The 12,616-nt window shown below is 64.7% G+C and carries 10 protein-coding genes; 5 read left to right on the top strand and 5 right to left on the bottom strand.

Annotated features, from left to right (window positions below; genetic code table 11):
- Window positions 1–221 precede the first annotated feature (221 nt).
- Together XI05_RS20475 and XI05_RS20470 are read right to left on the bottom strand one after the other, a co-directional pair.
- A complete protein-coding gene (locus XI05_RS20475; protein WP_271505104.1) occupies window positions 222–1,724 on the bottom strand; it encodes a flavin-containing monooxygenase in 1,503 nt (500 codons plus the stop codon).
- A gap of 125 nt (window positions 1,725–1,849) precedes the next feature.
- Window positions 1,850–2,608 (bottom strand): S1 family peptidase, encoded by a 759-nt coding sequence (locus XI05_RS20470; protein WP_271505102.1) that lies wholly within the window; start codon window positions 2,606–2,608, stop codon window positions 1,850–1,852.
- Window positions 2,609–2,712: 104 nt separating this feature from the next.
- Here XI05_RS20470 and XI05_RS20465 point away from each other — a divergent pair, with 104 nt between their 5' ends.
- Window positions 2,713–3,348: an HAD-IA family hydrolase gene (locus XI05_RS20465; RefSeq protein ID WP_271505100.1), complete on the top strand. Its 636-nt coding sequence runs from the start codon at window positions 2,713–2,715 to the stop codon at window positions 3,346–3,348.
- 121 nt (window positions 3,349–3,469) lie between these two features.
- Here XI05_RS20465 and mtnA read toward each other — a convergent pair whose 3' ends face one another.
- From mtnA to XI05_RS20450, 3 genes are all read right to left on the bottom strand, one after another.
- A complete protein-coding gene (mtnA, locus tag XI05_RS20460; protein WP_271505098.1) occupies window positions 3,470–4,576 on the bottom strand; it encodes an S-methyl-5-thioribose-1-phosphate isomerase in 1,107 nt (368 codons plus the stop codon).
- A 30-nt stretch (window positions 4,577–4,606) separates the two neighbouring features.
- Entirely contained in the window at window positions 4,607–5,482 is an 876-nt protein-coding gene (locus XI05_RS20455; RefSeq protein ID WP_271505096.1) for an S-methyl-5'-thioadenosine phosphorylase, read from the bottom strand.
- A 228-nt stretch (window positions 5,483–5,710) separates the two neighbouring features.
- The gene (locus XI05_RS20450) at window positions 5,711–5,983 is read right to left on the bottom strand and encodes a phosphopantetheine-binding protein (RefSeq protein WP_271505094.1); all 273 of its coding nucleotides are present in this window, start codon (window positions 5,981–5,983) and stop codon (window positions 5,711–5,713) included.
- Window positions 5,984–6,343: 360 nt separating this feature from the next.
- On the opposite strand from XI05_RS20450, the gene XI05_RS20445 reads away from it, so the two are divergent.
- From XI05_RS20445 to XI05_RS20430, 4 genes are all read left to right on the top strand, one after another.
- Window positions 6,344–7,555 carry an acyl-CoA dehydrogenase family protein gene (locus XI05_RS20445; RefSeq protein WP_271505092.1) on the top strand — a complete coding sequence of 404 codons (1,212 nt, stop codon included), beginning with the start codon at window positions 6,344–6,346 and terminating at the stop codon, window positions 7,553–7,555.
- Window positions 7,556–7,611: 56 nt separating this feature from the next.
- Window positions 7,612–8,592: an amino acid--[acyl-carrier-protein] ligase gene (locus XI05_RS20440; protein ID WP_271505090.1), complete on the top strand. Its 981-nt coding sequence runs from the start codon at window positions 7,612–7,614 to the stop codon at window positions 8,590–8,592.
- A 41-nt stretch (window positions 8,593–8,633) separates the two neighbouring features.
- Window positions 8,634–9,509 carry an acyl-CoA acyltransferase gene (locus tag XI05_RS20435; RefSeq protein WP_271505088.1) on the top strand — a complete coding sequence of 292 codons (876 nt, stop codon included), beginning with the start codon at window positions 8,634–8,636 and terminating at the stop codon, window positions 9,507–9,509.
- 224 nt (window positions 9,510–9,733) lie between these two features.
- Entirely contained in the window at window positions 9,734–12,598 is a 2,865-nt protein-coding gene (locus tag XI05_RS20430) for a PAS-domain containing protein (RefSeq protein ID WP_271505086.1), read from the top strand.
- Window positions 12,599–12,616: the final 18 nt, after the last annotated feature.

The following is a 12,616-nucleotide window of genomic DNA, read 5'->3' as shown; positions in this document are numbered from 1 at the left end:
GAGGCGCTGCCAACCGAGCAAACGGTGTCGTCCCGGACAAGCGCAGCGAAGCGGCGCGCAGATCCGGGACCCATAACCCCAGGGAGTAGTTTTGCGAAGACTCGGAGTGACCAGCTGGCTTCATAACCACTCCGTGTGGTTATGGGTCCCGGGCTCGCTTCGCGCCCCGGGACGAGAGTGGGGTGTGTGGCGGTCGCTAACCGCCCCTTACATCGGCATCTTCAACTGTAGACAAACGCCTTGTCGTCCAGGTCCGTCTTCGGGATCTCGTCCTTCTCGGTCCAGTAATCCTGGCTGTGCTGCCATTCCGGCTTGTCGCCGCGCTTGGGCAACAGGTTCATGTTGCGCATCATGTAGCCGGGGTTGAAGTTTTCCGGATCGATCCAGGGCAGGATCGGCATGTTGTGGTCCTCGGGGCGCAAGCTCACCTCGACCTTGTTGGCACCCTTTGCCTTCATGTGGCCGAGCAGCCGGCAGACGAAATCGGCGACGAGATCGACGCGCAGCGTCCAGCTGGCGCGGAAATAGCCGAACACCCAGACCATGTTCGGCACGCCCGTGAACATCATGCCGCGATAGGTGACGGTGTCGCCGAAGGCGAGCGGCTTGCCGTCGATCTCGAAGGCGATGTCGCCGAGCGCGGCGAGATTGAAGCCGGTCGCGGTGACGATGACATCGGCCTCGAGCAGCTTGCCCGACTTGAGCTGGATGCCGTTCTCGACGAAGCATTCGATCTCGTCGGTGACGACGGAGGCCTTGCCGCTGGCGATGCCCTTGAACAAATCGGCATCCGGCACGAAGGCGATGCGCTGCCGCCACGGCCGGTACTTTGGCGTGAAGTGGGTCTCGACGTCGTAGTCGGGACCGAGCACGGCGCTGATCTGGCCGATCAACTCCTTCCTCACTTGCTCGGGCTTGGACACGCAGAGCTTGGTGAAGGCATCCTGCTCGAACAGGATCTTGCGCCGCACGATCTCGTGGATCCAGGCTTCGTCGACCTGCAGCCGTCGCAATTCTTCCGCGATCTCGATGGCGTTGCGGCCGAGGCGGAAATAGGTCGGCGAGCGCTGCAGCATGGTGACATGGGCGCATGTGTCGACGATGTTCGGCACCAGCGTTGCCGCGGTGGCGCCCGAGCCGATCACCACCACCTTCTTGTTGGTGAGGTCGATATCGTCGGGCCAGGTCTGCGGATGGACGATGCGGCCCTTGAAGCGATCCATGCCCTTCCATTCCGGCGTATAGCCTTCGGAATGGCGATAATAGCCCTGGCACATCCAGAGGAAGTTCGCGGTGAACGTCCTGGGTTCGCCGGTGTCGGTCGTCACCGCCTCGATGGTCCAGAGATTCTGCTCGCTCGACCAGCTCGCGGAATTGATCTTGTGCCGGTAGCGGATGTGCCGCGCGATATCGTTGTCGTCGATCACTTCCTTCATATAGGAGAGGATCTCCTCGGCTGTCGCAATCGGCGGGCCGACCCAAGGCTTGAAACTGTAGCCGAAGGTATGGAGATCACTGTCGGAGCGAATGCCGGGATAGCGATGTGTGCTCCAGGTGCCGCCGAATGTTTCCTGCGTCTCCAGGATGACGTAGCTCGTGCCCGGAAGCTGCTTCTGGATGTGATAGGCGCTACCGATGCCGGAGATGCCGGCGCCGACGATCAGCACGTCGAAATGTTCAGAAGCCTGTTTGGCCGTGGCGTGACTGCGAACAGCGACATTCATTGTTGCTTCTATGCCTTGCTTGTCTTTGTGGCCGTCCTTGACCAGACGGCGCGTTTCCTCCGCGACGGGCATGATCACCCGCCGCGCCTCCGCTTCAAAATGACATAGATCAAGTCGCGGTCAAATCACAGTGCCGCACCCCAGCTCCGCGCGGTCTGCAAGATCCAGTCGCGATAGAGCGTCAGCGGCGTCACGCCGGTCAAGCCGCCGCAACCGTCGGCGCCGTTCGGTCCTGTCGACCAGCTGATGAGGCCGACGAGCGCAGGACCGTTCGGCCTGTCCTCGAACACGGGGCCGCCGGAATCGCCGGTGCAGGCGCCAATTCCGTCGCGAACACCGTTGGTTACGGGATCGACCAGGCGGATCTGGAGCGTGCCGGGCTGTCCTGTTGCAACGAGGCCGGCCACGCGCGTGGTACCGCCGCTCTTGCCGTCACCGCGAACCGTGACGCCGATGCCGGCGATGACGAAGCGGCTGCCGACCTGAATTGGAATCGTGGGCATGCCGACCGTCACCGTGGATTTTCCCTTCAATGGAATTTCCAATTGCAGCAGCGCCACGTCGGCGGTGGCGCGATGCGCCTGCATCGCCTGCATGTTGAAGTTCGGATGGATGGCGACGGTGCGCACGTTCAACAATTGCGGCTGGCCGTCGCCGCTGCGATCGACGACCTTGTAATCCGCGCCGGGCTGAACACAGTGCGCGACTGTCAGGATTACCCGTGGCGCAATCAGGCTGCCCGTGCAGAAATTGCCGCGCGAGCCGACGATGGTGACGACGGCGCGGGCGACGCCATCGGCCTGCGGCGTGCCGCCGCCGACGATGGCATGGGCGGGGGTCGCGAGCAGCAGCGCAGCTGCGATGAAGGCGGCAGGCTTCGTCATGGGAACACGCATCGGCATCGGTGAAGCCTGGCGATTGCTTCGGACTGGCTCTTGCCGATAGCGCATGCTAGCCCTCTTGGAAAGGAATTGACGAGGGCAGGGTAGTGGCGATCGAGGCGGTGATCTTTGATTTTGGCGGCGTGCTGACGAGCTCGCCGTTCGAGGCGTTCACGCGGTTCGAGACCGAGCGCGGCCTGCCCGCCGATATCATCCGGCGCACCAACGCCGCCAATCATCTGGAAAATGCCTGGGCCAGGTTCGAGCGCGCCGAGGTCGACATCGAGACGTTCGACGAATTGTTCGCCGCCGAATCGCTCGCGCTCGGCGCGGAAGTGCGTGGCCGTGACGTGCTGCCGCTGCTGCAGGGCGATCTGCGCCCGGAGATGGTCGAGGCCCTGAAGCGCATCAAGGCGCAATTCAAGACTGGTTGCATCACCAACAATCTGCCGGCCAACGCGATCGGCAGCATGACCGGGCGCTCGCTTTACATTGCCGAAGTCATGGTGCTGTTCGACCATGTCATCGAGTCCGCCAAGATCGGGCTGCGCAAGCCGGATCCGCGCATCTACCAGATGATGGTCGAGACGCTGAAGGTCGATCCGAACAATTGCGTCTATCTCGACGATCTCGGCGTCAATCTGAAGCCGGCGCGCGAGATGGGCATGACTACGATCAAGGTGACGAGCGGGGCGCAGGCGATCGCGGAGCTCGAGAAGGCGACGGGATTGAAGCTGGGGTAGCGCATCATACTCCGTCATTGCGAGCGCAGCGAAGCAATCCAGACTGCCTCCGCGGAAAGACTCTGGATTGCTTCGCTGCGCTCGCAATGACGGCGTGGAGCCATCTCGCCTGGTGAACCGACTACTTCGCCGCGGTGGCGATGCGCTCCGGAAACGCCGCCGCCAGCGCGGCACGATCCGGCTTGAGCACACCGCGCTCGGTGATGAGACCGGTGACGAGCCGCGCCGGGGTCACGTCAAAGGCATAGTTTGCGACCGGCGATCCCTCCGGCACGATGCGCACCGTCTCCAGCCGGCCGTCCGCGGTGCGGCCGGTCATGTCGGTGACCTCCACGCCGCTGCGCTGCTCGATCGGGATGTCGCGGATGCCGTCATGAACGGCGAAGTCGATCGTCGGCGACGGCAGCGCCACGTAGAACGGCACGCCGTTATCGTGTGCGGCGAGCGCCTTCAGGTAGGTGCCGATCTTGTTGCAGACGTCGCCATTGGCGGCGACGCGGTCGGTGCCGACGATGGCGAGATCGACCATGCCGTGCTGCATCAGGTGCCCGCCGGTATTGTCCGGGATCACCGTGTGCGGCACGCCGTGATGGCCGAGCTCCCAGGCCGTGAGCGAGGCGCCCTGGTTGCGCGGACGCGTCTCGTCGACCCAGACATGGACCTTGATGCCGCGCTCATGCGCGAGATAGATCGGCGCCGTCGCCGTGCCCCAGTCGACGGTGGCAAGCCAGCCGGCGTTGCAATGAGTCAGCACGTTGACCACTTCGCCCGGCTTCTTCGCCGCGATCGCCTCGATCAGCTCAAGGCCGTTGCCGGCAATGCCGCGGTTGATCTCGACATCCTGTTCGACGATCTCGTCGGCACGCGCGTAGGCCGCTTCCGCTCTTTCAACCGAATCGATCGGCGCGAGCGCCGCGCGCATCTCGTCCAGCGCCCATTTCAGGTTGATCGCGGTCGGGCGCGCCACGACGAGCGTGTCATAGGCGCGCTTCAGCCCGGCGTCGGAGGCGTCCTCGCGCATCGCGAGCGCCATGCCGTAAGCGGCGGTGGCGCCGATCAGCGGCGCGCCGCGCACCAGCATGTCGCTGATGGCAACGGCCGCATCTTCACACGAGGTCAGCCGCGCAACGACGAATTCATGCGGCAACCGGCGCTGATCGATCGCGCCGACCGACCAGCCGTCGCGCTCGCGCCAGATGCTGCGGAAATGCTTGCCGTCGACCTTCATGGCATTCTGCCTTTTCGTTCTTCTTGCGTCTCACGGGCGCAGGATGCGCCCGGCCACCGCATCGAGCTTCTTCAGGAGCTCGGGATCGCGCGCCTCCGGCGCCGTGATCAGCGCGCTGTCGAGCGCACGGTCCGAACCGATCGGGCACGGCTCGTGCTCGCGCGGAAAATCCTTGGCCAGCCGCGCCACCAGCGCCTTCGCCTTGTCGGCATTCGAGTTCAGCACGCGGATGATGTCCTGCACGGTGACCGCATCGTGGTCGGGATGCCAGCAGTCGAAATCCGTCACCATCGCGACGGTGGCGTAGCAGATCTCCGCCTCACGCGCGAGCTTGGCCTCGGGCATGTTGGTCATGCCGATCACGGAATAGCCTGATGTCTTGTAGGTCATGCTTTCCGCGTAGGTGGAGAATTGCGGCCCTTCCATGCAGACATAGGTGCCGCCGCGCGCGATCGCGATGCCCTCCGCTTCGGCGGCTGCCGCCAGATGGATGCGCAGTCGGGGCGAAACCGGGTGCGCCATCGACACGTGTGCGACACAGCCGCGGCCGAAGAACGAGCTCTCGCGCTTGTGGGTGCGGTCGACGAACTGGTCAACGAGAACGAAGGTGCCGGGCGGCAGTTCCTCCCTGAAGGAGCCGCAGGCCGAGAGCGAGATCAGGTCGGTGACGCCGGCGCGCTTCAGCACGTCGATGTTGGCGCGATAGTTGATGTCGGACGGGGACAGCCGGTGCCCCTTGTCATGCCGCGGCAGGAACACGATCGGCAGGCCGGCGATGGAGCCGCGCCGCAAGGGCGCAGACGGCTCGCCCCAGGGGCTCTTGATCACCTCTTCGCGCGCACCCTCGAGGCCGGGCAGGTCATAGATGCCCGAGCCGCCGATGATGCCCAATACCGCCTGCGTCATGCCTGCTCCACCCTGTCCGTCAAATGTGACATGGTTAAGCTATGCCAGTTTTGAGGCGGATTTGGAACGGGGGATGGTCTCGATTTGCGTCATGTCGAGCTCGCGCTGAAGCGACGAAGCAATCCAGACCGCCACCTCGGAGGCAGGCTGGATTGCTTCGCGGAGCCTGTCATCGGGCCGCGCTTCGCGCGGACCCGTTGGCTCGCAATGACGGAGGAGAGAGTCGGCTTACGCCGCGGTAGCCGGCTGAAGCTGCATCGTGACCAACCGCTCCAGCGTCTGCACGGACTGGAAATTCTCCGGCGTGATCTCGGACTGCGGGATGGTGAAGTCGAATTCGGCCTCGACCCCAAGCATCAGATTGACCATGTCCATCGAGGTCAGGCCGATATCGACGAGCTTGGCCGAAGGCGTAACGTCTGCGGCGAGCGAATTCTGTTCGAGGATGCCCTTCACCAGCTTGATGATGCGATTGCGCAAATCGGTATCGAAGGCCTGCATCGGCAAAATTCCCATCTGTTGATCGGGGTCGGACCGGATTACCGGCTACGATGGTCGCGGCCTGCCGGTCCTGCAATGGGCGGCACCAATACTTCGCGTTTCTTAGTAAACGATGACTCAGATTGTCCGAAATCCAGGCTTCTTCCAGAGTCCTAACGTGATGCCGGAGAATCCGGTGATGCGAACAACCGGACCTTAACTGTTCGTTCGGAATTGGGTTTTGTTTACCCTCTATTTCATCGACGAATTTGAATTAAATCCGTAGCCTCGTCTCACAAGCAAAGATGGCTGAAGGATCGCTTCTAGCGGCATCGGGAATGGTGCCGGCGATCTCGAACGGCAAACCGGAGGCGGACGAGCATGAACGTGCGTGAAGCAGTCCTCACTGTCGACGAAACGAGCTATCTCGAGCAGGGTCCCTCCCTGATCGAGCGCGCCGTCCGGACCGCCGCCGCGGCCGCGGCCGACGCAGACGGGGTCGATCGCGACGCCCGCTTCCCGCACAAGGCCTTCGACGTCGCGCGTGAGCAGAAGCTGCTCGGCGTGATGGTTCCGGTCGAGTTCGGCGGCCTCAGTGCCTCGATCCATGACGTCACCGACATCTGCTACACGCTCGGACGCGCCTGCGCGTCCACGGCGATGATCTACGCGATGCACCAGACCAAGGTCGCCTGCGTCATCAGGCACGGCCATGGCATTCCCTGGATGGAGACCATGATGCGCCGGGTCGCGCGCGACCAATGGCTGCTCGCCTCCTCCACCACCGAAGGCCAGAACGGCGGCAACATCCGCGCCAGCGCGGCTGCGGTCGACCATGCCGGCGACACCGTCTCGCTGGTGCGCGACGCCACCGTGATCTCCTACGGCGCCGAAGCCGATGGCCTCGTCACCATCGCCCGCCGCGCCACCGAAGCCGCCGCCTCCGACCAGGTGCTGCTGGCGCTCGCCAAGGACGATTATTCGCTCAAGCGGACGCTGGGCTGGGAAACGCTCGGCATGCGCGGCACCTGCTCGACCGGGTTCGAGCTGAAGGTCGACTGCCCCGCCGACCGCGTCTTCCCGGAATCCTATGACAAGATCCACGCCCAGACCATGACGCCGTTCGCGCATCTGTGCTGGTCGTCGGCCTGGGCCGGCATCGCCGCTGCGGCGGTAACGCGCGCGCAGGCCTTCATCCGCAAGGCGGCGCGCTCGTCCGGCGGACAGATGCCCCCGGCCGCGGCGCACTTCACCGCCGCCAAGATGTCGCTGGCCAAGCTGCGCGCGCTGATCGCCGCCAATATCGACGCGTTTGCCCGCGTCGAGCATGACGAGCGTGCGCTGACCTCGCTCGACTTCCAGTCCTCGATCACGCTTCTGAAGGTGCAGGCCTCCGAGCTCGCGGTCGAGACCGTGATGCACGCGATGCGCACCGCGGGTCTTGCCGGATATCGCAACGACGGCGAGTTCACCATGGGCCGCCACCTCCGCGACGTGCTGTCGTCGCCGATCATGATCAACAACGACCGGATCCTGGCCAATGCCGCGACGTCGACATTGATGAGCGGGGTGCCGGCGAGCCTTCGCGACTGACGTGCCTCCGCGACCGCTTCAACAAGAACAATTTTGAGATAGCAGGACACCGAACCATGAATATTGCCGTCCTCCCCGACTCGCCCACCACCGCGCCGCAGATGATCGATCCGCTCGATCATCTCGCCGACAGGCTGTTCCACCGCATGGGCGCCGACGGCGTCTATGCCCGCACTGCACTCTACGAGGGCATCGTCGAGAAGCTCGCCGCGCTGATCACGGCTCATCGCGAGGCCGGCACCGAGGTGATGCGCTTCCCGCCGGTGATGAGCCGCTCCCAGCTGGAGAAGTCCGGCTATCTCAAGAGCTTTCCGAACCTGCTCGGCTGCGTCTGCGGCCTGCACGGCACCGAACGCGAGATCAACGCCGCGGTGAGCCGCTTCGATGCCGGCGGCGACTGGACGACTTCGCTGTCGCCGGCCGATCTCGTGCTGTCGCCGGCCGCCTGCTATCCGGTCTACCCGATCGCGGCGAGCCGTGGCCAATTGCCGAAGGGCGGCCTGCGCTTCGATGTTGCCGCGGATTGCTTCCGCCGCGAACCCTCGAAGCATCTCGACCGGCTGCAATCGTTCCGCATGCGCGAATATGTCTGCATCGGCAGCCCCGATGACGTCGCCGATTTCCGCGAGCGCTGGATGGTGCGCGCGCAGAAGATCGCGACCGATCTCGGCCTCAGCTTCCGCGTCGACTATGCCAGCGACCCGTTTTTCGGCCGGGTCGGCCAGATGAAAGCGGTGAGCCAGAAGCAGCAGCAGCTCAAGTTCGAGCTGCTCATCCCGCTGCGCTCGGAAGAGCAGCCGACGGCGTGCATGAGCTTCAACTATCACCGCGAGCATTTCGGCACGACCTGGGGAATCCAGGACGCCGACGGCGAGCCGGCCCATACCGGGTGCGTTGCCTTCGGCATGGACCGTCTGGCCGTCGCCATGTTCCACACCCACGGCACCGATCTTTCCGCCTGGCCCGCCAAGGTGCGGGACGTCCTGGGCCTGCAGCCGCCTGTCGCGGCCGAGGCCCATGGCGAAGGCTGGCGCTGACCCAACTCACGAGGCCGGCCATTTCCACGGGCAAGACGAGCGTGATCCATACCAAGGTCCGATGCCGCGAGATCACCGAGTCCGACGTCGATAAGATCGCGGACTTGCTGACGCGCGGCTTCGTCGGCCGTTCACGCGACTACTGGATTCAGGGTCTGCGCCGGCAGGCCTTCCGGACCGTGCCGGAGGGCTATCCGCGCTTCGGCTACATGCTCGACGACGACGGCACGCCGGTCGGCGTGCTGCTCTTGATCTACAGCGCACGCAAGGAGGGCGAAGAGACCGCCATCCGGTGCAATTTGTCGAGCTGGTATGTCGACCCGGCCTACCGCAACTACGCTCCGCTGCTGACCAAGATCGCCCAGCGGCACAAGCACGTCACTTATTTCAACATCAGTCCGGCGCCGTGGACCTGGCCGATCATCGAGACGCAGGGCTTTCGCGCCTATTGCCGCGGCATATTCTTCTCCGTCCCTGCGCTGGCGCGCGTCCCACGCTGGAACGAAATCGAGGTCATTCCGCCGCACGCCAAGGAGATCAAGGGGCTCTCCGAGGCGGAGACCGAGCTTCTGACGCGACATGCGCGCTACAATTGCCTCAGCCTGGTGTGCCGCACACCGAAGGGAACGTTCCCCTTCGTCCTGCAACCGGTGCGCATCCGCCGCGGTTTCATCGCACCGCCCGCCATGAAGCTGATCTATTGCCGGAGCGCCGCGGAATATGCCGAATGCGCCGGCCGCATCGGACGGCTGCTGCTGCGGCTCGGCAAGATCGCGGTGGCGATCGACGCCAATGGGCCCGTACCCGGCCTCGTCGGCCTCTACACCGAGCGGCGCGGCCGGAAATACTTCAGGGGCCCGCATCAGCCACGGCTCGGCGACCTCACCGATACGGAGCTCGTGCTATACGGGCCGTAGAGCAACTCCCTAGTCTGTACGAGCGGAGCGGGAATATTGCCGCGCTCATCCGGAGCTAGGGCCTATCGCCTTGGCGGCGGGCCGTTTACGCGTGCGCTCACCATCGCAGGTCACCCTCCGTAAACTACGGCGCTTAAGGGAATTTTCCGGCCTCTTCGTTACCCTCGGCGGCTGAATTAGGTTGCATTAAGTCTATTGCTGGCCGAGGCCCCGCCGACCCCATGATGTCGACCCGCGACAGCGAGCTTGGTACAGGCCGTGAGCAGGGGCCAGGCGCCCTGGTCGCGCTGAGCCAGCTTGCGCTGGACCATATGGAGCAAGGCGTCTGCGTCTACGACGCCGACAACCGGATCGTGCTGTCCAACCAGCGCTACCTCACCCTGTTCGACATGTCGGCCGACATCGTGCGCGTCGGCACCAGCTACCGGGAGGTGCTCGCGCACAGCGCAAGCCGCGGCAACTTTCCACAAGACCAGCTCGACGCGTTGTATTCGACGCGGATGGCGCAGATCGCCGCGGGCAAGCCGTTCCGCACCGAGCAATTGCTGGCGAGCGGCCTCGTCATGTCGCTCGAGCTGAAGCCGCTCCCCGGCGGCGGCTGGATGACGATCTGCGATGACGTCACCCGCCTCGCCCGGCTCGAGGCGGAACTGCGCGTGCAGACCGAGCGCAGCCAGCACGCGCTCGCCAACATGTCGCACGGACTGATCATGTACGACGTCGACAGCCGCGTCGTCGTCTGCAACGAACGGTTCCTGAAGCTCTATAACCTCGATCCCGAGATCGTGAAGCCGGGCGTCGCGCATTCCACGGTGATCGAGCACTGGATGTCGCGCGGCAACCTGCCGGGCATGTCGGGCGACGAATTCTACCAGAGCCGGCTGGACGATGTGCGCAGCAGGAAGCCGAAGACGCTGCTGGTGATGCGCTACGACGGACGGATGGTGCAGGCGGTCTCCCGCTTCCTGCCCGACGGCGGCTGGGTCACGGTGCACGAGGACGTCACGGAGCGGCTGCAATACGAGGAAACGCTGCGGCAGCAGAATTTCATCCTCGATGCGGCCCTGGAGAACATGGCTCAAGGGCTCGCCTTCTTCGACAGCGACATGCGGCTTCGGGTCTGCAACTCCACGTACCGCAACATCTACCTGTTGTCGCCGGATGAGACCAGGCCCGGCACCCATCTCGCCGAGCTGATCGAGCGGTCCATTGCGAACGGCGCGTTCGCCTCGGAATACAGCCCGCAACAGATTCTCGAAGCCGCCAGCGCGCGGATCGCGAATCGCGATTCCTCGCCGATGCGCCGGCGCATGTCGAACGACACCGTGATCTCGGTGCGCTATTGCGCGCTGGCCGAAGGCGGCTTCGTCGCCACTTATGAGGACATCACCGAGCGCGAGCGCGCGGTCGAGGAGCTGAGCGAGCAGTACCGCCGGTTCGACGCGGCCCTGAACAACATGAGCCAGGGCCTGTGCATGCTCGACGCCAGCCTGCGCGTCATCGTTTGCAACCGCCGCTATATCGAGATGTACGGATTGTCACCGGAGATCGTGAAGCCAGGCGTCTCGATGCGGGAGATCATGGAGCACAGCTGCGAGCTCGGCATCCATCCGAACATGACCGGCGCCAAGCTCTATGCCGACTACGTCGAGAGGCTGCGCGAAGGCGAGCACACGCTGCACCGCCATTTGAGCGACGGCCGCATCATCAAGCTCAATCACAAGCGGATGGAGCATGGCGGCTGGGTCGTGATCTATGAGGACGTCACCGAGCGCCACAAGGCCCAGGCCCGGGTGGCGCACATGGCGCGGCACGATTCGCTCACCGACCTGCCCAACCGCACGCTGTTCCGCGAGAAGATGGGCGAGGGACTGAACCAGGTCGCGATCGCCGGCGGCGCCATGGCGGTGCTGTGCTTCGACCTCGACAATTTCAAGACCGTCAACGACCGCCTCGGCCACGCCGCCGGCGACCGCCTGCTGCGCTGGGTCGCGGCGCGCCTGAAGGAGAATGTCGGTGAGCACGACACCGTCGCGCGGCTTGGCGGCGACGAGTTCGCCGTGCTCCAGCGCGGGCCACAGCCGCAATCGGCTGAGGCGCTCGCCCGCCTCCTGGTCGAGATCATCGGTCATCCGCCGCCGCTGGAAAGCCAGTCGATCCATGTCGGGGTCTCCGTCGGCATCGCGATCGCACCCGACCACGGGCTCGATGCCGATGAGCTGATGAAATGCGCCGACCTCGCGCTGTACCAGGCCAAGGCCAAGGGGCGCGGCGCCTATCAGCTGTTCGAGCCCGAGATGGAGGAACAGGCGCGCAGCCGGCACGCGCTGGAGCAGGACCTGGTCGGCGCGCTGGAAGGGCGTGAATTCCACCTGGTGTTCCAACCGCAAATGCGGCTCGATTCCTCCGAGCTCACCGGCTTCGAGGCATTGCTGCGCTGGAAGCATCCCTCGCGCGGCTTCGTCTCTCCGGCCGAATTCATCCCGATTGCAGAGGAGAACGGGCTGATCGTTCCGATCGGCGAATGGGTGCTGCGCACGGCCTGCGCGACGGCTGCGTCCTGGCCCGGCGTCACCGTCGCGGTGAACCTGTCGCCGGTGCAGTTCCGCTCCCGCGGGCTGGTGGCGATGGTCACCAGCGCACTTGCGGAAGCCGGCCTGCCGCCGCAACGGCTCGAGCTCGAGGTCACGGAGACGGCGCTGCTCGACGACAGCAAGGCGACCATCGACATCCTGCACCAGCTCCGCGCGCTCGGGGTGCGCGTCAGCCTCGACGATTTTGGCGTCGGCTATTCCTCCCTGAGCTATCTGCGCAAGTTTCCGTTCGACCGCATCAAGATCGACCGCTCCTTCGTCGGCACGCTCGGCGAAAGCCCGGAGAGCGTTGCCATCGTCAGAACGATCGCGAGCCTCGGCTCCGTGCTCGGCGTTGAGACCACGGCGGAGGGCGTGGAAACCGAGGAACAGCTCGACTTCGTCCGCGAATGCGGCTGCACCGCGGTCCAGGGCTATTATTTCGGCAAGCCGTGTCTCGCCTCGGAGGTCAGCCGCACCATCGAGACGCTGAACATGGTCCGGCGCGTGGCCTGACCGCTTCGCCGCTCAAAT

The sequence above is a fragment of the Bradyrhizobium sp. CCBAU 11357 genome, from assembly GCF_028128865.1.
Lineage (GTDB): Bacteria > Pseudomonadota > Alphaproteobacteria > Rhizobiales > Xanthobacteraceae > Bradyrhizobium.
The sequence above is the reverse complement of the archived record's forward strand: the minus strand, read 5'-3'. Positions and strand labels throughout refer to the sequence as shown.

Bases quoted from the DNA above. Each gene is read 5' to 3' on its own strand.
- XI05_RS20475 (WP_271505104.1), bottom strand. From the start codon at position 1,724: ATGAATGTCGCTGTTCGCAGTCACGCCACGGCCAAACAGGCTTCTGAA.
- XI05_RS20470 (WP_271505102.1), bottom strand. From the start codon at position 2,608: ATGACGAAGCCTGCCGCCTTCATCGCAGCTGCGCTGCTGCTCGCGACC.
- mtnA (WP_271505098.1), bottom strand. From the start codon at position 4,576: ATGAAGGTCGACGGCAAGCATTTCCGCAGCATCTGGCGCGAGCGCGAC.
- XI05_RS20455 (WP_271505096.1), bottom strand. From the start codon at position 5,482: ATGACGCAGGCGGTATTGGGCATCATCGGCGGCTCGGGCATCTATGAC.
- XI05_RS20450 (WP_271505094.1), bottom strand. From the start codon at position 5,983: ATGCAGGCCTTCGATACCGATTTGCGCAATCGCATCATCAAGCTGGTG.
- XI05_RS20445 (WP_271505092.1), top strand. From the start codon at position 6,344: ATGAACGTGCGTGAAGCAGTCCTCACTGTCGACGAAACGAGCTATCTC.
- XI05_RS20440 (WP_271505090.1), top strand. From the start codon at position 7,612: ATGAATATTGCCGTCCTCCCCGACTCGCCCACCACCGCGCCGCAGATG.
- XI05_RS20430 (WP_271505086.1), top strand. From the start codon at position 9,734: ATGTCGACCCGCGACAGCGAGCTTGGTACAGGCCGTGAGCAGGGGCCA.